The sequence below is a fragment of the Streptococcus sp. SI1 genome, assembly GCF_030439945.1.
GTDB lineage: Bacteria > Bacillota > Bacilli > Lactobacillales > Streptococcaceae > Streptococcus > Streptococcus intermedius.
Map to the genome: position 1 here is coordinate 58,930 of NZ_JAQFJE010000006.1, position 20,236 is coordinate 79,165.

Below are 20,236 nucleotides of genomic sequence, written 5' to 3' on the forward strand. Positions count from 1 at the left end.
AGATGAAACAGAAAAAAATCAGTGCCTTTACGGTTATTTCAACGATTATTCTATTGGTGTTGACCGTTCTCTTTGTTTTCCCTTTCTATTGGATTTTGACCGGAGCCTTTAAGTCTCAACCAGATACGATTGTCATTCCACCTCAATGGTGGCCTAAGATGCCAACATTAGAAAATTTCCAACAGCTGATGGTGCAAAACCCAGCCCTGCAATGGATGTGGAATAGTGTCTTTATCTCGCTAGCGACCATGTTTTTGGTTTGTATCACATCTTCCTTAGCAGGTTATGTTTTAGCGAAGAAACGTTTCTATGGGCAGCGGATTCTTTTTGCAACTTTTATCGCTGCCATGGCGCTGCCTAAACAAGTAGTACTGGTTCCTTTGGTCCGTATCGTCAACTTTATGGGAATTCATGATACACTAGCTGCAGTTATTTTGCCTCTTGTCGGTTGGCCTTTTGGGGTTTTCCTCATGAAGCAATTTAGTGAAAATATCCCAACGGAATTGTTAGAATCTGCTAAGATTGATGGCTGTGGTGAGATTCGGACATTTTGGAATGTTGCTTTTCCGATTGTGAAACCAGGTTTTGCTGCCCTTGCCATTTTTACCTTTATCAACACATGGAATGATTACTTTATGCAATTGGTCATGTTGACATCACGGCAGAATCTAACGATTTCACTTGGAGTGGCAACGATGCAAGCTGAAATGGCAACGAATTATGGTTTGATTATGGCTGGTGCTGCGATGGCAGCTGTTCCGATTGTAGCTGTCTTCTTAATATTCCAAAAATCCTTCACACAAGGTATTACCATGGGAGCTGTGAAAGGATAAGGAGGGAAAACGAATGATTTTCGATGAATTGGAAAATCTTGCCCATTACAAAGGTATCCATAAGCATTTGGATTGTGCTATTGATTATCTCTTAACTCACGATGTAAACGATTATGATTCGGGACGGTATGAGATTGACGGAGAAAAAGTATTTCTGTTTGTACAGGAAAATGAATTGTGTTCTGACACGACAGATGAATTTGAATTTCATCACCATTATCTGGACTTGCATTTGCTTTTAGCAGGGCATGAAATCATTCGATATGGCAACAGGGTAAAAGAAGTGAGAAAACCGTATGATAAAAAGAAGGACATTGGCTTTGTGACTTGTGAGCAATCTCTTCCATTTTATTTGGATAAACAGAATTTTGTTCTATTTTTACCCAATGAGTCTCATCAGCCCAATAGACTTGCTGGGAAAGGTAAGAAGGTCAAAAAATGTGTCGTCAAAGTTTTGCTCAACGATTGAAATAATTGATTAGGAGGTAGAACCATGGAAAAGAGAGGTTCTCAGTTAATACGAAGTCTATTTGATACAGATAATTTCTTTATGAGAGTATGTGAGAAAATATTAGATCTGGTTACTGTGAATCTTATCTTTCTTTTGACGTGTCTGCCGATTGTCACGATTGGTATTGCAAAAGTTAGTCTATATCAGACCTTGTTTGAAATCAAAGGTGCACGTCGTATAAAAGTCACAGTGGCATATATACAGGCTTTTCGGAAAAGTTGGAAAGTCGGTTTAAAGCTTGGTTTACTAGAACTGCTAGTTGTAGGAATCAGTCTATTTGACCTTGTGCTTTTTTGGAGGCAGGAAACAATGCCATTTCAACTGCTGAAAGTAACCTGTATCGGCGTCATTATTTTTACTAGTTTGCTGTTTTTATGCATCTATCCTTTGGCAGCTAAGTTTGAAATGACGGTAAAAGATATCTTACAAACAGGACTGATCATGGTGAGTTTGCATTTCCCGTGGTTCTTTTTGATGATAGCCTTATTAGCTGTAATCGTCTTTTTCCTCTCTAGTTCAGGATTTGTATTGCTGCTGGGCTTTACTCTTTTTGTATTAATCGGGTTTGCAGCCCTAGGATTTTTACAATTGCCTATTATGGAAACTATTTTTAATAAGTGTAAACGATAAAACCAATTAACTTGGAGAATAAAATATGAAAGATTTAAAAAAATATGAAGGGGTCATTCCGGCCTTCTATGCTTGCTATGATGATCAAGGCGAGATTAGTCCGCAACGTGTGCGGGCCTTGGTAGAATATTTTCTCGTCAAAGGAGTTCAAGGATTGTATGTCAATGGTTCATCTGGTGAATGTATCTACCAAAGTGTTGCTGATAGAAAATTGATTTTGGAAGAAGTAATGGCAGTGGCAAAAGGGAAATTAACTATTATTGCTCACGTCGCTTGCAACAACACCAAGGATAGTATGGAGTTAGCGCGCCATGCAGAAAGCTTGGGAGTGGACGCTATTGCGACCATACCACCGATTTATTTTCGTTTGCCAGAATACTCGATTGCTCAATATTGGAACGATATTAGCGCGGCTGCCCCACATACAGACTTTGTGATCTACAATATTCCGCAGTTGGCAGGTGTAGCTCTGACGCCAAGTTTATATAAAGAAATGCTCAAAAATGAACGTGTGATTGGCGTGAAGAATTCTTCTATGCCTGTCCAAGACATTCAAATCTTTGCAGCACTTGGTGGGGAAGATCACCTCGTCTTTAATGGGCCAGATGAACAATTTTTAGGCGGTCGCCTGATGGGAGCAAGAGCAGGAATCGGCGGAACATATGGGGCTATGCCAGAACTTTTCTTAAAGCTCAACCAATTGATTGCCGACAAAGAATTGGAGAGAGCAAAAGAATTACAATTTACCATCAACACTATTATCGGAAAATTAACTGCTGCACATGGAAATATGTATTCTGTCATCAAGGAAGTCTTGAAAATCAATGAAAGTCTAAACATTGGTTCTGTTCGTGCTCCGTTAACACCAGTGACAGACACAGATCGTCCGATTGTAGAAGAAGCAGCTCGCTTGATTCGTGTAGCTAAGGAAACGTTCTTGTAATAAAAAAGAGGTGGATTATGGGGAAATATGTTGCCATTGATATTGGTGGAACAAATATCAAATATGGTCTGATTGATGATACGGACACCTTGCTGGAAGCGCATGAAATCCCAACAGAGGCTCATAAGGGCGGTCCAGAAATTTTACACAAGGTAAAGGGAATTGTAGCACGTTATTTAGAACAAATTCCAGTTGCTGGGGTTTGTATCTCCTCAGCCGGAATGGTCGATCCAGATAAAGGAGAAATCTTTTATGCTGGCCCTCAGATTCCAAATTATGCTGGTACTCAGTTCAAGAAAGTGGTAGAAGAAACATTTGCCGTTCCTTGTGAGATTGAAAACGATGTCAATTGTGCTGGCTTAGCGGAAGTCATGTCCGGGAGTGGAAAGGGCACGAATATTGCGATTTGTTTGACGATTGGGACGGGTATCGGCGGTTGTTTGCTGGTGGATGGTCAGGTTTTTCATGGTTTTAGTAATTCAGCTTGTGAAGTCGGTTATGTGTATCTATCAGATGGTGCATTCCAAGATGTGGCTTCAACGACTGCCTTGGTCAATTATGTAGCAAAACTTCACGACGAGGAACCTGCTATGTGGAATGGACGGCGCATTTTCAAGGAAGCAACAGAAGGAAATGCACGCTGTATCCAAGGCATTGACCGCATGGTTAACTATCTGGGACAAGGGATTGCGAATATTTGCTATGTAGTCAATCCAGAAGTGGTGATTTTGGGTGGTGGTATTATGGGGCAAGAAGCGATTCTCCGCCCTCGAATTGAAGCGGCCATGAAATCTTGTTTGGTACAAAGTATCGCTGAAAAGACCAAACTTGCTTTTGCTCACCATCAAAATGCAGCTGGTATGTTTGGAGCTTATTATCACTTTAAAAATAAACATCCTTAACGGAAAACTTCCTATCTAATGAAAACGAGCAAATCCTTCAGTGAGGAGCTGCTCGTTTTTGTTTGATGCATTATTTATGTCGCCTATAATAGCCATTTAATTTTTGATTTTCCCAAAAGCTGTTGAATATTTTTTCTTTTCTTTCTCGGTCAATTTCTAAGAAAAAGGCATAAAGGAGGTCAATCATCAGTAGCATAGGAAATTGTGCTGAAATGCGTAAAATATATTCTGGCTTGTTTTGAGTAGCGACGGTGATGATTTCGGTAAAGGTTTCTTTGACTTTGTTGGAGTGACCTGTTACTAACACTGTTTTGGCCCCCATTGTTTGAGCATCAATGAGACTATTGATGATAGATTGTGTCCCTCCGGACAAAGAAAATCCAATAACCAAGCAATTTTCGTCTAAGATACTCGTTGTCCAAGCAAACTCATCTTGATCTGTCAAGGCTTCGCAGATAACACCAAGTCGCATGAACCGCAATTTCATGTCACGTGCGACGAGACCAGAGCTTCCAGTTCCAAAGAAATAGACGCGGTCAGCTACTTCGATGAGATTAGCAACGCGCAGTAGTTTGTCTTCATCAATCAATTCTTCAGTTTGTTGCTGAATTTGAGTATAATTTCGTAGAACTCTACGAGATAGGTCGTTTTGTAAATGTTCTGTTTGCTCAATACTACCTTGCAATTGGTGAATATATTGAAAATTAAACTCTCTATAGCCTTTAAATCCGCATTTTTTTGCAAAGCGAGTCAATGCTGCTTGGGAGATGTAGAGAGTTTGCGCAACTTTTTGTGAGGAAAGATCGTCGTAGATACTAGAAGGGTTTAAAAAGTAGTTTGCAATCCGCTTTTCTAACTCGGTCATACTATCAAAATGGCTTTCAATCCTCGCCATGATACGTTGCGTATTTTTCATACAAACACTATCTCCATTGCATTACTATATAACAATTTGTTACTTATGTAGTTATATTATAACATGCTTTTTTAAGATAAGGCTGGATTGGAATTGTAAATTTATTGAAATATTTTATCGAAGTGATGTGTAAACCAAATTAATGATATAATAAATGTAAGCGCATAAATGAGGAGGTTGATTTAAAAAATTAGTAGTTGATAGATCTTGTCTCCAACGACTAATAAAAAACTATTTGACATTCAATTTCACAAAAGAAAATTTAAATGGGGATTGAACATAATGTAATAAAGCTAAATCTTCATTTCGGACTTTTCCAATTATAGTCTGTCGTTCATCTACTGGAAGGTTGCAAAGACAAATTTCTAATTCTTTTTCATAGCGTAAAAATTTTTCATTGGCAATGACAATATCGCCGAGATGTCGTTGCTGAATTGCTCCTGATAGCTTAAATTGTTTTAGTTGTTGCCGCGAATAAGCCGCTCGAATAACATAATCGCTACTATCTAGTCGATTTTCAAAAATCATATGATACAAGGGAGAAGGGACAGCGGCTTCTAATGGAATAACCTCTTTTGCTAGGAAAGAAAATTTACTTAGTGAGGAGGCCGAGAGTGCATTGTCCCCTATACAAATGTAGTCGCATTCAGCAGCTACTAAGCATTCAAGAGCAGCTTGCAGAGGTTTTATATGGCGCTGTTCTTCAATAGTTGGCAAACCTTCAAAAATCGGTAATCTTTTTATTTCTCCTGGAATAAACGCAACAACAGGGATATTATACTGGTGTAATTGCTGATTGAATTGTTTCACTTTGTGAAGGCTCAATCCTGTATATGGTTTGGGGTAATAATTATGGCAGGCAATTAACTGGCTTGTTTTTAGTCCCTGTATTTTTAGACGACTGATTTTTTGAGATGTAAGAGTGGATGCATTCAAAACAATTTTAAAATGATTTGATAATATTACGATCTCAGAATCAGTAATGCCATCATCAATCCGCAGGGCAACAATTCCGAGTTTCTTTAATCCATCAATTCCGAAGCTATCTAAAACTTGACGATTAATGTCTACAAAGGTATGAATAGAATGTTCCTGACATTCTTGAAGCAGTGGACGTATTTTATTCGATTGGTCTGCCTCTTCAAGAAGATTTAATGATGTGAAAGCAAATGAGAAACCTGCCTTTTGATAATCTCTTATCCACTGTTTGCTGTCTGCTAAATTGTTGGATGTATAAAGGGAAAAGCCTAAAGGAGTGTTAAACGTCTGGTCAGTTGTATATTGCATTGATTCGCTCCTCGTCCACACCAAAGAACCAGGTGATCACAAAGCCAGCTAAGTAGGCACCAAGCATTGCAATAACAAATTGGATTTGTGTGCCAGGCACCATTATTAACAAACCAAATAAGCCTGATACCCCTTGAGTGACAGTACCTAAGTGGAATAATACAGCTAAGATACCACCAAAGCCAGAACCAAGACATGCTGTGATAAATGGCTTCCCAAGAGGTAGAGTGACAGCGTACATTAGCGGTTCACCAATTCCTAGTATTCCAACTGGTAAAGAGTCGCGCGTAATTTGTTTTAATTTTTTGTTTTTCGTTTTCAGATAAAGAGCAAGACCTGCCCCCACTTGTCCGCCCCCAGCTGTCATTAAAATTGGAAGCAGATAGTTAATCCCTGAGGTTGGTCCAGATGGATTGTTGAGGAGAACATGGATAGGGGTGAGTGCTTGGTGTAGTCCTACTGAAACAAGAGGTAAAAATCCTGCTGATAAGAGATAACCTCCAAGGACACCTAATTTTTCATAGAAGAAGTTTAAAGTAGTAAAAATACTTCCCGTAATCAACTCACCAAGTGGTTGAATGATCAGCAAAGCTAAAAAACCACCAATAATGACTGTCAGCAGTGGTGTGAGAAATGTATCAAGAAAATCTGGCATAAATTTTCTGATGGTGCGTTCTAAATAAGCAAATAAAATACCACCAAATAAAGCCGCTAATAACCCACCGATTCCGGTTGAATAAGCTTTGTTTACAAGAGGAAGTAAAATCCCTTTTGTTAGTAATGGCATAGAGGGAACACTTACATACATAGCGCCAGCAATTGCACCTAAAATTGGGCTACCTTTAAATTCTTTTGCAGCATTCATGCCAACAAAGATTGGTAGAAATGTAAATAATCCCCAACTCATTGTCCGAATACATTGATACCACCATGCCATGGCAAAGGCATTTCCCGTTGAAACATTGATGATGTTGGTGATGCCATTAATCATTCCTGCAGCGATGATTCCTGGTAATAAAGGGATGAAAATATTGGCTATTTTTTGCAAAAAGCGTTGTAGTGGTTTGTCATGCTTTTGCTTATTAGCACTTTTATTGATTTTGGTGAGATTTTCAACATCGATAGTTTCGTCTATGCTTCCGAGAGGAAGATGAGAGAGTTCCGCAAATGCTTGAGCTACTTTAGTAATAATGCCAGGCCCAAAAATAATCTGCAAAGTATCCGCTTCTACAACGCCTAAAACGCCATCAATTTTCTTTAATTTTTCAATGTTAGCCAATTCAGGGTTTTTAAGTCCTAGTCTTAACCGAGTCATGCAATTGGCATTACTTTTTATATTATTGGATCCGCCAACATTGTTTAAAAGTTCAGTTGCCACTTGTTCAACATTCATGAGTATTCTCCTTTTCTTGTAATAGAGTCTCAATAGACAGCGCAATGTTTTGGTGATTTTCAAGTAACATATTTTCCGCTTGCTCTGTAGTTAAATGACCTAATTGCATCAAAATCGCAAGTTTTACGTTTCCTTTCGCTTTTTCAAATATATCTCTTGCTTCCTGTGAGTTGGCACCGGTTGTTTTCTGAATAATTCTCTGGGCTCTTTCCACAAGTTTTTCATTTGTTGGTTTCACATCGACCATATAACCTTTATATATTTTACCAAGACGGATCATGCTAGTAGTAGAAATCATATTTAAAATTAATTTTTGTGCAGTTCCTGCTTTCATTCTACTTGATCCAGTGATTACTTCCGGACCGACTAAAACCTCTATGGGATAATCTGAAATAGTAGAAATTTCGGCATTTTTTACACAGGAGATGGAACCTGTTTGGGCATTTTGCTCATGGGCATACTTGAGTGCTGCTGTTACATAAGGTGTCCGACCTGAAGCTGTTAATCCGATAACCATATCTTTATCTGATAATTTGAGCTTACTTAAGTCTATTTTAGCCGCTTGCCTATCATCTTCTGCTCCTTCTTGAGCAAGGTGAATAGCTCTGTTTCCTCCTGCTATAATCCCTTGGACTAAGTCAGCTTCTACTCCATAAGTAGGCGGACATTCTGAAGCATCTAAAATTCCTAAACGTCCAGATGTCCCAGCTCCTACATAAATGATTCTACCGCCTTGCTGCAATTGAGAAATAGTAGCATCAATTAAGCTATTAATTGCCGGTAGGGCTTGTGCTACTGCTAAAGGTACTTTTTGATCCTCTCGATTGATATAAGATGTAATCTGTTTGGTGGTCATTTTTTCAATCTCGAACGAATCAGGATTTGCTTGTTCAGTATTGAGCTGGTCAATATCCATTTATAAAGCCCCTTTCATTTTTGTAAACGCTTACTCAAATCATATTATAAAACAAAAGTTATAAAATTTCAATATTTATCTAAAAAAATGTAAAATAGTAACAAAGGAAGTGAAATTATATGGCGATCATACATAATCAAATAAGCGGTTTAACAAAAGCAGAACAAAAGTTGTTAAACTATATAGAAAAGAACCTCTTGCACATTGAAGAATTAACTATCCGGAATTTAGCAGAACAAGCAGAAGTGTCAACTGCTACAGTGAGTAGATTGGCGAAAAAATTCGGCTATTCAAATTTTGCTAAGTTTAAATTAGAATTATCAAAAACCAAGTATGATAATTTGTATAATGGTAGTATTCTGTCCAATGATAGTTTGAGTGATTTAGTGCTAAAATTAGCAAGTTCTTACACAGAATCAATCAAGCAGACAGTGGAGCTTCTAAAAATCGAAGAGCTGGAACAAGCGAGTACTTTACTAAATCAAGCAAGTAAAATTTATCTGTTTGGGGTAGGTGCATCTGGAACAGTATGTAGTGATTTTTATTATAAGTTAAATAGGATTGGAAAAAACTGTGTGTATGTCCAGGATAGTCATGTTCAAATGGCCAGTATTGCTTCAGCAAGTAGTAAAGATTTAGCAATTGGAATAAGCTATAGTGGATTGACAAAGGAGGTTGTTGCTCCACTACAATTTGCAAAAAAACAAAGAGTATTCACGATTGCCATTACAGGTGTTGGGCTAAATCCGCTGACGCAGTTAGGGGATCTTGTATTTCGTGTCCCTAAACATGAACAAGAGGTGAGAGTGGGAGCTATTGACTCTAGAAACAATACTTTATTTTTAACAGACCTGCTGTATCTTGCTATGATTCAAAAGGATAGTGAGCAGTTAGGAAGGTTATTAGAAGATACACAATTATTAACCAAGTCTTTGAAATATTAGACGATAATTAGGTTATTTGTGCCATCATTGTAAAAGATTGTTATTGATGGATGCATTAAGATATAAAAATTACTGAAGGAATAATTGTTTTTGACATTAGAGAATCTAGGGGTAAATCTTAGATTCTTTATTTTAACTAAAATAAGTAAGAGAAGAGGGCTAAAATATTTGACTATTCAGATAGTCAAATATTTTAAGTTGTTTTTTTGCTATGATGCCGTATTTTGAGTAAGTGGTTGTGATGGAGAATTAACGAAGCTTTCAGAAATGATACAAGCAGATGAAAAGTAAAAGGAAATAAGGCTGGTCTAACAAATGGTAGTGTTTCGTGTAAAATAATTCTTGTTTGCAAAGAAAAGGGATAAAACTCTGTGACGAATGGTTTGAAAATGTGTTATAATTTACACAAGTAAACGTTACAGCCATTGTATGATACAAAGGAGGTGCAAGATATGACGAACGCTACTCTTGAGCAAATGCAAGAAATTGAGCGAGCAGCAGACGAAGTGCTAGCTGGTTATCAACATCAGATTCGGGAGTTGCAAAACCAAGCTGCCAGCGATTTGAAGCAACTAGGGCGAGCCTATGATGAAGAAAAACAACAGTTGTTTATTGAGTTAAAGGAACAATCTGAAAAAGAGATTGCTAGCTTGACACAAGACTTGGAAAAAACGAAACAAGAGAACGAAGAAAAAGTCCAAGCAGCTTTGTCAAATAAAAAAGAGGCGTTACTGCAAATGATTGTAGACAGGGTGGTAGAAAAATATGGCAATTAGTCAGATGCAGGAGTTGTCGCTGCTGTTGCCAAGAGAATTGTTGGATGAAATCCTTTCCTATCTGCAAAATCTCCAATCGGTTGAAATTCAGGATTTACAAGCAAAAGAGACCTGGAAAGGTGCTTTTGAGAAAGAGTTAGTGTGGAATCCTGATACATCTTTTTCGGAACATCTTCAAGCTTTGACTCGGCGGCAGGAAAAACTCGCACGTATGATTGAAAACCTGCAAGCATTTGTTCCTAAGAAAAAAATGCTGGAATCATTGAAGGAAGCTCCGTTGGAAACAAGCTTTGTCAGTTTAGAACAGGTGGGACAAGCACGTGACGAAGAAGCGTTTCTTGCGGCGATTCAGCAACAATTTCAAGTGTTGGCAAGAGCACAAGAAGCCAAAGAAACGGCTCAGTCGGAAGTGGCGGAGTTGGAAAAATGGGCAAGTTTAGATGTTACTCCAGTAGCACTTAAGCAATTTAAACATCTTCGTGCGTTTGTGGGAACCATTCCAACCAGTGGAAACAATCAGTTCAATATTCGATTGCAGGATTATCCCAATCTGGAAGTTCGAGAGGTTTTTACTAGCAGTACAGAAAAAGGAATCCTTGTGTTATGCAAAGCAGAAGTTGCTAAGGAAACCCAAGCAGTTTTGACAGAACTTGGTTTCAAGCTGTTTGAATATGCTTTTGAGGAATTGCCAAAGGAGCGTTTGGTAGCATTACAAGCGATGATAAAAGAGCAAGAAGCACTCATAACTTCAACAAAAATACAACTGGCGTCTTCAAACGAAGAATTAAAACAACTCAAGTGTCAGTTGGATTATGTATTGAATTTAACTTCTCGTCAAGAAAGCAAGGAAGCTCTTGCTAGTACACAGAATTTGGTTGCCTTAGAGGGCTGGATTGAGCAGGAGCAGATAGAAGATTTGAGAATGGGACTCAAGCAGCAATTTGGTGGTGCTGTCTTGCTTCAAATCCATGAAATGACGGCAGCTGATCGACAGCGCGTGCCGACAAAACTCAAAAACAATGCGCTGATTGAGCCGTTTGAATTGGTAACGGAAATGTATTCGCTGCCGAAGTACGAAGACAAAGATCCAACACCCGTTGTGTCGCTGTTTTATTTTATCTTTTTTGGTATGATGGCAGCTGATATTGGCTATGGTTTGTTGCTCTTTGGTGGAACAAGTTGGGCTTTGAAGGCCCTACATATCAAGCCAAATCTGGCTAAGAATTTACGCTTTTTTAGAATTTTAGGAGTCGGTGTTGCACTCTGGGGAGTCATCTACGGTTCATTCTTTGGTTTCAAATTGCCTTTTGCGATTGTTGATACTAGTACGGATGTGATCACCATTCTCATTATGTCGGTCGTGATTGGGTTTATTACAGTCATGACAGGGCTTTACCTCAGTGGCGCAAAGAATATTCGCATGAAAGACTATGCGGAAGCCTATAATTCAGGCTTTGCTTGGATGCTGATTCTCGTCGGGCTGGCTTTATTAGCAGCGGGCCGATTATTCCCATCGCTTGCTATTGCTGGTTTGATCGGACAATGGCTTGCTATTATAAATGCTGGGGGTATTGTACTCGTTTCTATTATCAGCGCTAAGAGTTTGAAAGGATTAGGGCCTGCATTGTTTAATTTATACAATATCAGCAGTTATGTGGGCGACTTAGTGAGTTTCACGAGACTTATGGCTTTGGGTCTTGCAGGTGCGAGTATTGGTTCGGCCTTTAACTTAATTGTTAGTCTCTTTCCTCCTTTTGCTCGCTTCAGTATTGGTATTGTGCTATTTATTGCCCTTCACAGTATCAATATGTTCCTCTCCTTTTTATCAGGCTATGTACACGGAGCACGTTTGATTTTTGTTGAATTTTTTGGAAAATTCTACGATGGTGGTGGAAAAGCCTTTAAACCTTTGAAACCAGCAGGGAAATATGTTCGCTACAAAAAGTAGTTCAGCGAAATTGTTTTAATTGCTCAGACAGAATTTTATACCATTGACAATTAGAACAATCAAACAAATAGTATTTACTATTAGAAATGGAGTTTATTTATGCAAGCTTTTTCATCTTATTTTTCAACTTATGGCGGTGCCTTTTTCGCAGCACTAGGTGTAGTTCTGGCGATTTTTCTTAGTGGTATTGGTTCTGCGCGGAATGTCGGCTCGACTGGTCAGGCTGCAGCAGCGTTGTTAAAAGAACAGCCCGAGAAATTTGTTAGCGCTTTGATTTTGCAGTTGTTGCCAGGTACGCAAGGTTTGTATGGTTTTGTTATTGGAATTTTAATTTTCTTTAAAGTTCAACCCGAAATGGCTCTCCAAACAGGCTTAGCACTCTTTTTTGCCGCACTGCCAATCGGAATTGTTGGTTATTATTCTGCTAAATATCAAGGAAATGTAGCGACAGCAGGCATGCAGATTTTGGCAAAACGTCCTGAAGACGTAATGAAAGGAGTAATCCTTGCTGCCATGGTCGAAACCTATGCTATCCTTGCCTTTGTTGTGTCTCTTTTAATGGTTTTGAATGTGAAATGACAATGAGACAGTTTTTAGGGTCTTGAACCATCTGATTTCATAGAAGGAGGCAGATATGGGATTTGAATCTCAATTGAGGGATTCGGTTTTAGAGCAGGCGCATGAAAATGGGCGACAGTTAGTAGCTAATGCCCAAGAAACCCTTGATCGCGAAACTAAAGAACAAAAAGCACGGCTGAAACAAGAAAAAATGCAACAACGTGAGCAAGAAGTAAAAGTGCTAAAACGTCAAGTACAGCGTGAAGTGCAGCAACTTGAAAATGAAAAACGTCAATCTACTTTGGCGACCAAGCAACGGATTTTGAAAGAATTATTTGCAGGAGCTTATGAGCAGATGGCGGCTTGGTCGCTCAAACAAGAACAGGCTTTTTTGGAGCAGATTTTAAAAAAGTATCCTCAAGAAGAGCTGGTTTTGACATTTGGTTCACGAACATTTGGTAAATATTCAGCCGTTCAATTAGAACAATTGTTAGAGCGTTATCCGCAAGTGAAATTAGCTTCTTCAGTTGTGAGTGGAGAAGCGGGTTTTCTCCTTTCGCGAGGGAATGTTGACGATAACTATCTCTACCGTTATTTGGTGGATTCTTTATGGCAGGAGGAAAGCTATCGGATCGCTCAGGCTATTTTCCAAGATAAAGAAGAGTAAGGAGACTGTTCATGAATGACAATACTTTCGCACAAGTTAATACGGAAATTAGTATTCATGAGAGTAGTTTCTTAAGTCCTGCGCAATATGAGCAGTTGTTGCGAGCTTCAACTTCTGAAAGTCGCTCAGCAGCTTTGGAAGGGACAGCATATAATCCGAATCATGAACAACTAACTGACTTAAATACGATTGAGAGATTTCTCATGAAGCATTTGTTTGCAGAGTATACATGGGCTTTTGAAGTCAGTCCAACATCTGCTTTGGTGGAGTTTTTCACGCTTAAATATACCTATCACAATCTTAAAGTGTTGCTTAAGCACAAGGCAACAGGCTTAAATTTAAAGCATCTGTTGATTCCTGTCGGGTCATATTCGTTAGACATGCTGGAGCAGCTGATTACAACCTTTTCTGCGGAATACTGTCCAAAATTGATGGTGGATGAAATAGAAGCAACTTGGGCAGAATACCAAGATTACCAAGATGTGCGTGTTTTGGAAATCGGAATGGACCTAGCTTATTTCGCACACTTAAAAAGGTTGGAATCTGAATTTGAAGATGAGCGGCTTAAGCAGTTAGTGCGGTTGACGATTGATTTTTACAATGCAACAACAGTGCAGCGTGCCATTCGTCACCAAAAACCGCATAGTTTTATGACACAACTCTTATCTGATGATGGGTCTTTGACAAGTGCAGAATGGATTGAGTTAGCAGAAAAAGGGCAACTAACGAACTGGTTTTCTCAAGTAAACCCACTAGAATTTGATGCAGAATTGCGCTCTTATGAAGAAAAAATGCATTTGGGGAAGCTGACAAATCTTGAACTGGAATATTTAGCAGACTTGGTTCCGTTTAAACTCTTAGAGCAAGGACGATTTGAAACAAGTGGTCCACTTCCATTAGCTCGCTATTTATTGGGAAAAGAGCTAGAAGTGAAAAATCTTCGACTTATTTTGACCGGTTTGACAAATCAGCTTCCAGTAGAAATCATTAAAGAAAGGATGAGACCAATTTATGGCCAGTAAAACTTATAAAATTGGTGTGGTAGGAAATCGTGATGCCATTCTACCTTTTCGCCTGATTGGTTTTCAGACTTTTCCAGTCACAGGAGCAGCTGATGCTGTGAATGCTTTACGCCGACTGAGCCGAGAAGATTTTGCCATTATTTATTTGACAGAGGATGTGGCTGCAGAAATCCCTGAAACATTGGCTTACTATGATAAGCAAGTATTGCCGGCGATTATTTTAATCCCGACTCATAAAGGAATAATGGGATTAGGACGGGGACGCATTCGTGAGAATGTAGAAAAAGCAGTCGGACAAAATATTTTAAATTAGAAGGAGCAAGACTTGAGTCAAGGAAAGATTATAAAAGTTTCAGGTCCTTTGGTGGTTGCTTCTGGAATGCAGGAAGCGAACATTCAGGATATTTGTCATGTAGGCAATTTGGGCTTGATTGGGGAGATCATCGAGATGCGTCAAGATGAGGCTTCTATTCAAGTATACGAAGAAACCTCTGGTCTGGGGCCAGGAGAACCAGTAGAAACAACAGGCAGTCCGTTATCGGTTGAGTTGGGGCCGGGGCTGATTTCGCAAATGTTTGATGGCATTCAACGTCCTTTGGCACGCTTTCAAATGGTGACACAGAGTGATTTTCTGGTACGTGGAGTTCAGCTGCCTAATTTGAATCGTGAGACTAAGTGGGACTTTGTACCTTGTCTAGCTGTCGGCGATGAAGTCCAAGCTGGAGATATTCTAGGCACCGTTCAAGAAACCGAGCTGGTAGTGCATCGTATTCTGGTACCGATTGGTGTTAGTGGTCGGCTGACGGTTATTGAAGCTGGTAGCTTCACGGTCGAGGAAGCAGTCTATGAAGTTGAGCGTGCGGATGGTTCTGTCTTTGTCGGTAGTCTCATGCAGAGGTGGCCAGTCCGGAGAGGCCGTCCATTTGCTCAAAAGCTAATCCCAGAGGAACCTTTGGTGACGGGTCAACGCGTGATTGATACCTTTTTCCCAGTCACCAAGGGCGGGGCTGCTGCTGTTCCTGGCCCATTTGGAGCTGGCAAGACCGTTGTTCAGCATCAGGTTGCCAAATTTGCTAATGTGGACATCGTGATTTATGTTGGTTGTGGCGAGCGGGGAAATGAAATGACGGATGTCTTAAATGAATTTCCAGAGCTAATCGATCCAGTAACTGGTCAGTCAATTATGCAACGAACTGTTCTGATTGCGAACACATCCAACATGCCAGTTGCGGCGCGTGAGGCTTCTATCTATACAGGAATTACAATTGCTGAGTACTTCCGAGATATGGGCTACTCTGTGGCCATTATGGCAGATTCGACCTCACGTTGGGCAGAAGCTCTGCGGGAAATGTCCGGGCGTTTGGAAGAAATGCCGGGCGATGAAGGCTATCCTGCCTATCTCGGCAGTCGGATTGCTGAATATTACGAACGAGCTGGTCGGGTGAAAACCTTAGGTAGTGACGAGCGCGAGGGAAGTATTACTGCAATTGGTGCGGTTTCCCCTCCAGGTGGAGATATTTCGGAGCCCGTCACGCAAAATACTCTACGGATTGTCAAGGTCTTCTGGGGATTGGACGCTCAGTTGGCACAACGTCGTCACTTTCCGGCTATCAACTGGCTTAGTTCTTACTCGCTTTATCTAGATGAGGTAGGGCACTATATCAATCAACATGAACAGTTGACTTGGTCAGAAAAGGTAACCAAGGCAATGAACATTCTTCAAAAAGAGAGTGAACTACAAGAAATCGTACGGTTGGTTGGTCTGGATTCGCTGTCTGAAAAGGATCGTCTTACCATGAATACAGCAAAAATGATCCGTGAGGACTACCTGCAGCAGAATGCTTTTGACGAAGTGGATACCTACACTTCCTTTAAAAAACAAGTAGCTCTTCTTACTAATATCCTAACGTTCGATGAAGAAGCTAACCGTTCTTTGAATTTAGGTGCCTATTTTACTGAGATTATGAATGGTACTGTGGAGTTGAGAGATCAGATTGCCCGCTCTAAATTTATCCCAGAGGATCAGTTGGAAGCAATTCGCAGTTTGGATACCGCTATTCGGGAAAAACTGCATGATATTCTTGCCCAAGGAGGAGCAACCAATGAACGTGATTAAAGAATACCGTACCGTCAGTGAAGTTGTCGGTCCTTTGATGATTGTGGATCGAGTAGAAGGGGTGCATTTCAATGAATTAGTGGAAATCCAACTCCATGATGGAACGAAGCGTCAAGGGCAGGTCTTAGAAGTGCAAGAAGATAAGGCGATGGTGCAGCTGTTTGAAGGCTCTAGCGGAATCAATCTAGGGAAAACTAAGGTGCGTTTTACCGGTCATCCTCTTGAATTGCCAGTATCAGAAGATATGGTCGGAAGGATTTTCAATGGGATGGGTAAGCCTATTGATGGTGGTCCAGATATTTTGCCTGAGAAATACCTGGACATTGACGGTCAAGCGATCAATCCAGTAGCAAGAGATTATCCTGATGAGTTCATTCAGACTGGGATTTCAGCTATTGATCACCTCAATACTTTGGTACGCGGTCAAAAACTGCCAGTCTTTTCTGGATCGGGCCTGCCTCATAAGGAATTGGCTGCTCAGATTGCTCGTCAAGCTACTGTGCTCAATTCAGAAGAAAATTTTGCAGTCGTTTTTGCAGCTATGGGGACAACCTTTGAAGAAGCTGAATTTTTTATGAATGACTTGCGGGAGACGGGGGCTATTGACCGCTCTATCCTCTTTATCAATCTAGCAAATGATCCTGCTATTGAGCGGATTGCGACACCACGAATTGCCTTGACGGCTGCCGAATACTTGGCTTATGAAAAGGACATGCACGTTCTCGTCATCATGACAGATATGACGAACTACTGTGAGGCCTTGCGAGAAGTATCCGCTGCTCGTCGAGAGGTGCCAGGACGCCGAGGCTATCCGGGTTATCTTTATACCAACCTATCCACTCTGTATGAGCGTGCGGGACGTTTGGTAGGGAAGAAAGGCTCGGTCACACAAATTCCAATTCTTACCATGCCTGAGGATGATATCACTCATCCTATTCCTGATTTGACTGGCTACATTACTGAAGGTCAGATTATCCTGTCGCGTGACCTTTACAATAGTGGCTATCGTCCGCCAATTAATGTGTTACCGTCCCTTTCGCGCCTCAAGGACAAAGGATCTGGCGAAGGAAAGACTCGGGGAGACCACGCGGCAACGATGAATCAACTTTTTGCGGCTTATGCACAAGGTAAACAGGCCAAAGAATTAGCAGTTGTACTAGGAGAGTCTGCATTATCTGATACGGATAAGCTCTATGTACAATTTACTGAGCGATTCGAAAAAGAATATATCAATCAAGGATTTTATACCAATCGAACGATTGAAGAAAGCCTAGATTTAGGTTGGGAATTGTTGTCTATCTTGCCACGGACGGAGCTTAAGCGGATTAAGGATGATATGATTGACCAATATTTACCAGAAAGTAGGCGGCAAGCTTAAGGAGGTGAGCCGATGACTCGTTTGAATATCAAACCCACTCGAATGGAACTCAACAATCTAAAAGAGCGCTTGAAAACAGCTACTCGCGGTCATAAACTTCTCAAGGATAAGCGAGATGAACTGATGCGTCGTTTTATTGAAGCTGTTCGCGAAAATAATCGCCTTCGCCAAAAAGTTGAAGAAGCTCTAGTTGGTCATATGCAGGACTTTGTGTTGGCAAAAGCTTTGGAAAGCGACCTTATGGTGGAAGAAATTTTTGCTGTCCCTATGCGAGAAATCAATCTCCATATCGAACAGGAAAATATCATGAGCGTGCGAGTTCCTAAGATGCATGCCCATATTGCCAATCCTTACGGTGATGATGAGGGAGATGTAGTTTATAGCTACGTGGCATCCAACAGCCAGATGGATGAGACGATTGAAGATATGAGTAACCTATTGTCAGATCTTTTGCGCTTAGCAGAGATTGAAAAGAGCTGTCAGTTGATGGCGGATGAAATTGAAAAAACTCGCCGCCGGGTCAATGGCTTAGAGTATGCAACTATTCCAGATCTCATAGAAACCATTCAATATATCGAAATGAAGCTAGAAGAGGCTGAACGAGCTAGTCTAGTGAGAGTTATGAAAGTGAAATAATGATGGGAGAGTGTTCAAAAAACTGAGGTAGCCAAATAATGTTGTGTAATAAGTCGGTAGTGGGATACTCGATATTTAAAATCACTGTCACTGACATTCAGTTCTATGGCTGACAACGATAATCAAAAAACAAAACGGACGATGCTTTGATGAGTTGACGTCTGTTTTTCTTTTCGATGATTAGACGTGCAAGCAAGAATAAACCAAAAGTTTACACACATTAGTATTTTCCATAGAAATGCGAGAATTTTCTGATAAGTCATGTTATAATAGAACAGACTACATGAAAGGGATAAAAATTTATGACTTTAGTTTATCAATCAACGCGTGACGCAAACAATACAACGACAGCCAGTCGAGCTATTTTGCAGGGATTGGCAACAGATGGCGGTCTCTTTACTCCAATTTCTTATCCTCAGGTCGAGTTGGATTTTGCAAAACTAAAAGATGCTTCCTATCAAGAAGTAGCAAAATTAATTTTATCTGCTTTCTTAGATGATTTCACAGATCAAGAGCTAGATGATTGTATTGCCCATGCTTACGATAATAAGTTTGATACGCCGAACATTGCTCCCTTAATCAAGCTAGATGGTCAGTACAATTTAGAGCTTTTTCATGGTTCGACCATTGCTTTTAAGGACATGGCCTTGTCCATCCTTCCGCATTTACTGACGACTGCAGCGAAAAAGCATGGCTTGGAAAATAAAATTGTCATTCTGACGGCGACTTCTGGCGACACGGGTAAGGCAGCTATGGCAGGCTTTGCAGACGTTCCTGGGACCGAGATTATCGTCTTTTATCCGAAAGACGGTGTCAGCAAGGTTCAGGAGCTACAAATGACGACTCAGACAGGGGACAATACTCATGTAGTGGCTATTGAAGGGAATTTTGATGATGCTCAGACCAATGTCAAGCAGATGTTTAATAACGCTGTGCTTCGCAAAAAACTAGCAGAACACAAGTTGCAATTTTCTTCCGCCAACTCTATGAATATCGGGCGCTTGGTGCCACAGATTGTTTATTATGTCTATGCCTATGCACAATTGGTCAAAACCGATCAGATTCGAGCTGGTGAAGCAGTCAATTTTTCTGTTCCAACTGGAAACTTCGGTAATATCTTGGCAGCCTACTATGCTAAACGAATAGGTCTTCCAGTTGGCAAGTTAATCTGTGCTTCCAACGAAAATAATGTCTTGACAGATTTCTTTAAAACACATATCTATGATAAGAAGCGCTGTTTCAAGGTGACATCTAGCCCGTCTATGGACATTTTAGTTTCTTCAAATCTAGAGCGCTTGATTTTCCACCTGTTAGGAAATAATGCCGAAAAGACAGCAGAGTTGATGACCAATCTCAAAAAATATGGTCAGTATGAGCTGACCAACTTTGACTCAGAAATGCTAGCACTCTTTGCGGCTGAATATGCCACAGAAGTGGAGACCGCGGCTGAAATCAAACGGGTTTATGAAACATCTAACTATATTGAAGATCCGCATACAGCAGTAGCATCAGCCGTTTATCAAAAATATCGGACCAAAACAGGTGATGACACGAAGACAGTCGTTGTTTCAACTGCCAGTCCTTACAAATTCCCAGTTGTTGCAGTCGAAGCTGTGACTGGCCAAACCGGACTGAGTGATTTTGAAGCTTTAGCTCAGTTGCATAATCTTACTGGTGTGTCAATTCCAGCAGCAGTGGATGGCATCGAAACGGCTGAAGTCCGCCATAAAATGATTGTTGCTGCTGACCAGATGCAGGCAGCAGTAGAAAAGGATTTAGGGCTTTAACCATTTTCAACACTCAGAGGGGACTTACCTGAGTGTTTTCGGCTTGTAAACAGTCTATTGCAAGTCTCATACA

20 protein-coding genes are annotated in these 20,236 nt (G+C 40.3%); 16 read left to right on the forward strand and 4 right to left on the reverse strand.

All coding sequences use genetic code 11. The features are described 5' to 3' along the window. Positions 1 to 2: 2 nt before the first annotated feature. The 5 genes from PCY10_RS07945 to PCY10_RS07965 are packed head-to-tail and all read left to right on the forward strand — an operon-like array spanning position 3 to position 3,819. On the forward strand, positions 3 to 833 hold the full coding sequence (locus tag PCY10_RS07945) for a carbohydrate ABC transporter permease (RefSeq protein ID WP_003074938.1): 831 nt from the start codon (positions 3 to 5) through the stop codon (positions 831 to 833). Between the two features lie 13 nt (positions 834 to 846). After that, a complete protein-coding gene (locus PCY10_RS07950) occupies positions 847 to 1,302 on the forward strand; it encodes a YhcH/YjgK/YiaL family protein (RefSeq protein ID WP_003077717.1) in 456 nt (151 codons plus the stop codon). Between the two features lie 24 nt (positions 1,303 to 1,326). Next, complete coding sequence (locus PCY10_RS07955) at positions 1,327 to 1,974, forward strand: DUF624 domain-containing protein (RefSeq protein WP_021002305.1); 648 nt, start codon at positions 1,327 to 1,329, stop codon at positions 1,972 to 1,974. A gap of 25 nt (positions 1,975 to 1,999) precedes the next feature. Continuing rightward, positions 2,000 to 2,917 (forward strand): dihydrodipicolinate synthase family protein, encoded by a 918-nt coding sequence (locus PCY10_RS07960; RefSeq protein WP_021002306.1) that lies wholly within the window; start codon positions 2,000 to 2,002, stop codon positions 2,915 to 2,917. A gap of 17 nt (positions 2,918 to 2,934) precedes the next feature. Beyond that, positions 2,935 to 3,819, forward strand: coding sequence for an ROK family protein (locus PCY10_RS07965; RefSeq protein WP_003077592.1), 885 nt, complete (start codon positions 2,935 to 2,937; stop codon positions 3,817 to 3,819). 70 nt (positions 3,820 to 3,889) lie between these two features. Here the strand turns inward: PCY10_RS07965 and PCY10_RS07970 are convergent, their stop codons facing one another. The 4 genes from PCY10_RS07970 to murQ all read right to left on the reverse strand — a co-directional run bounded on the left by PCY10_RS07970 (position 3,890) and on the right by murQ (position 8,331). Further along, complete coding sequence (locus tag PCY10_RS07970; RefSeq protein ID WP_301558975.1) at positions 3,890 to 4,735, reverse strand: MurR/RpiR family transcriptional regulator; 846 nt, start codon at positions 4,733 to 4,735, stop codon at positions 3,890 to 3,892. Between the two features lie 231 nt (positions 4,736 to 4,966). Further along, entirely contained in the window at positions 4,967 to 6,022 is a 1,056-nt protein-coding gene (locus tag PCY10_RS07975) for a MupG family TIM beta-alpha barrel fold protein (protein WP_021002307.1), read from the reverse strand. Then, positions 6,006 to 7,415 carry a PTS transporter subunit EIIC gene (locus tag PCY10_RS07980; protein ID WP_021002308.1) on the reverse strand — a complete coding sequence of 470 codons (1,410 nt, stop codon included), beginning with the start codon at positions 7,413 to 7,415 and terminating at the stop codon, positions 6,006 to 6,008. Before PCY10_RS07980 ends, PCY10_RS07975 begins: the two co-directional genes overlap by 17 nt. Further along, positions 7,405 to 8,331 carry an N-acetylmuramic acid 6-phosphate etherase gene (murQ, locus tag PCY10_RS07985; RefSeq protein ID WP_102570400.1) on the reverse strand — a complete coding sequence of 309 codons (927 nt, stop codon included), beginning with the start codon at positions 8,329 to 8,331 and terminating at the stop codon, positions 7,405 to 7,407. The genes PCY10_RS07980 and murQ overlap by 11 nt, the downstream gene beginning before the upstream one ends. Positions 8,332 to 8,450: 119 nt before the next feature. Between murQ and PCY10_RS07990 the strand changes: the two genes are divergently transcribed. The 11 genes from PCY10_RS07990 (at position 8,451) to thrC (ending at position 20,163) form a co-directional block, all read left to right on the forward strand. After that, positions 8,451 to 9,275, forward strand: coding sequence for a MurR/RpiR family transcriptional regulator (locus tag PCY10_RS07990; protein ID WP_009567803.1), 825 nt, complete (start codon positions 8,451 to 8,453; stop codon positions 9,273 to 9,275). A 452-nt stretch (positions 9,276 to 9,727) separates the two neighbouring features. Further along, the gene (locus PCY10_RS07995; protein ID WP_021002310.1) at positions 9,728 to 10,051 is read left to right on the forward strand and encodes a hypothetical protein; all 324 of its coding nucleotides are present in this window, start codon (positions 9,728 to 9,730) and stop codon (positions 10,049 to 10,051) included. Then, positions 10,041 to 11,999: a V-type ATP synthase subunit I gene (locus PCY10_RS08000; protein WP_021002311.1), complete on the forward strand. Its 1,959-nt coding sequence runs from the start codon at positions 10,041 to 10,043 to the stop codon at positions 11,997 to 11,999. The genes PCY10_RS07995 and PCY10_RS08000 overlap by 11 nt, the downstream gene beginning before the upstream one ends. 99 nt (positions 12,000 to 12,098) lie before the next feature. Beyond that, positions 12,099 to 12,578, forward strand: coding sequence for a V-type ATP synthase subunit K (locus PCY10_RS08005; RefSeq protein WP_003071156.1), 480 nt, complete (start codon positions 12,099 to 12,101; stop codon positions 12,576 to 12,578). A gap of 55 nt (positions 12,579 to 12,633) precedes the next feature. Continuing rightward, a complete protein-coding gene (locus PCY10_RS08010; RefSeq protein ID WP_021002312.1) occupies positions 12,634 to 13,224 on the forward strand; it encodes a V-type H+-transporting ATPase subunit E in 591 nt (196 codons plus the stop codon). 11 nt (positions 13,225 to 13,235) lie between these two features. Next, positions 13,236 to 14,246 (forward strand): V-type ATPase subunit, encoded by a 1,011-nt coding sequence (locus PCY10_RS08015; protein ID WP_009567808.1) that lies wholly within the window; start codon positions 13,236 to 13,238, stop codon positions 14,244 to 14,246. Further along, the gene (locus PCY10_RS08020) at positions 14,236 to 14,559 is read left to right on the forward strand and encodes a V-type ATP synthase subunit F (RefSeq protein ID WP_003071151.1); all 324 of its coding nucleotides are present in this window, start codon (positions 14,236 to 14,238) and stop codon (positions 14,557 to 14,559) included. The genes PCY10_RS08015 and PCY10_RS08020 overlap by 11 nt, the downstream gene beginning before the upstream one ends. A gap of 12 nt (positions 14,560 to 14,571) precedes the next feature. Next, the gene (locus tag PCY10_RS08025) at positions 14,572 to 16,362 is read left to right on the forward strand and encodes a V-type ATP synthase subunit A (RefSeq protein ID WP_021002313.1); all 1,791 of its coding nucleotides are present in this window, start codon (positions 14,572 to 14,574) and stop codon (positions 16,360 to 16,362) included. Further along, on the forward strand, positions 16,349 to 17,740 hold the full coding sequence (locus PCY10_RS08030) for a V-type ATP synthase subunit B (RefSeq protein ID WP_003071147.1): 1,392 nt from the start codon (positions 16,349 to 16,351) through the stop codon (positions 17,738 to 17,740). Before PCY10_RS08025 ends, PCY10_RS08030 begins: the two co-directional genes overlap by 14 nt. A 12-nt stretch (positions 17,741 to 17,752) precedes the next feature. Further along, a complete protein-coding gene (locus tag PCY10_RS08035) occupies positions 17,753 to 18,376 on the forward strand; it encodes a V-type ATP synthase subunit D (protein ID WP_301558976.1) in 624 nt (207 codons plus the stop codon). Positions 18,377 to 18,678: 302 nt separating this feature from the next. Next, complete coding sequence (gene thrC, locus PCY10_RS08040; RefSeq protein WP_021002314.1) at positions 18,679 to 20,163, forward strand: threonine synthase; 1,485 nt, start codon at positions 18,679 to 18,681, stop codon at positions 20,161 to 20,163. The last annotated feature ends 73 nt before the right edge of the window (positions 20,164 to 20,236 follow it).

Coding starts and splice junctions, on each gene's coding strand:
- PCY10_RS08005 (WP_003071156.1), top strand. CDS start 12,099: ATGCAAGCTTTTTCATCTTATTTTTCAACTTATGGCGGTGCCTTTTTC.
- PCY10_RS07970 (WP_301558975.1), bottom strand. CDS start 4,735: ATGAAAAATACGCAACGTATCATGGCGAGGATTGAAAGCCATTTTGAT.
- PCY10_RS07950 (WP_003077717.1), top strand. CDS start 847: ATGATTTTCGATGAATTGGAAAATCTTGCCCATTACAAAGGTATCCAT.
- PCY10_RS08010 (WP_021002312.1), top strand. CDS start 12,634: ATGGGATTTGAATCTCAATTGAGGGATTCGGTTTTAGAGCAGGCGCAT.
- PCY10_RS07995 (WP_021002310.1), top strand. CDS start 9,728: ATGACGAACGCTACTCTTGAGCAAATGCAAGAAATTGAGCGAGCAGCA.
- PCY10_RS08020 (WP_003071151.1), top strand. CDS start 14,236: ATGGCCAGTAAAACTTATAAAATTGGTGTGGTAGGAAATCGTGATGCC.
- PCY10_RS08035 (WP_301558976.1), top strand. CDS start 17,753: ATGACTCGTTTGAATATCAAACCCACTCGAATGGAACTCAACAATCTA.
- PCY10_RS08000 (WP_021002311.1), top strand. CDS start 10,041: ATGGCAATTAGTCAGATGCAGGAGTTGTCGCTGCTGTTGCCAAGAGAA.
- thrC (WP_021002314.1), top strand. CDS start 18,679: ATGACTTTAGTTTATCAATCAACGCGTGACGCAAACAATACAACGACA.
- PCY10_RS07960 (WP_021002306.1), top strand. CDS start 2,000: ATGAAAGATTTAAAAAAATATGAAGGGGTCATTCCGGCCTTCTATGCT.
- PCY10_RS08015 (WP_009567808.1), top strand. CDS start 13,236: ATGAATGACAATACTTTCGCACAAGTTAATACGGAAATTAGTATTCAT.
- PCY10_RS07965 (WP_003077592.1), top strand. CDS start 2,935: ATGGGGAAATATGTTGCCATTGATATTGGTGGAACAAATATCAAATAT.
- murQ (WP_102570400.1), bottom strand. CDS start 8,331: ATGGATATTGACCAGCTCAATACTGAACAAGCAAATCCTGATTCGTTC.
- PCY10_RS07990 (WP_009567803.1), top strand. CDS start 8,451: ATGGCGATCATACATAATCAAATAAGCGGTTTAACAAAAGCAGAACAA.
- PCY10_RS07945 (WP_003074938.1), top strand. CDS start 3: ATGAAACAGAAAAAAATCAGTGCCTTTACGGTTATTTCAACGATTATT.
- PCY10_RS07955 (WP_021002305.1), top strand. CDS start 1,327: ATGGAAAAGAGAGGTTCTCAGTTAATACGAAGTCTATTTGATACAGAT.
- PCY10_RS07975 (WP_021002307.1), bottom strand. CDS start 6,022: ATGCAATATACAACTGACCAGACGTTTAACACTCCTTTAGGCTTTTCC.
- PCY10_RS08030 (WP_003071147.1), top strand. CDS start 16,349: ATGAACGTGATTAAAGAATACCGTACCGTCAGTGAAGTTGTCGGTCCT.
- PCY10_RS07980 (WP_021002308.1), bottom strand. CDS start 7,415: ATGAATGTTGAACAAGTGGCAACTGAACTTTTAAACAATGTTGGCGGA.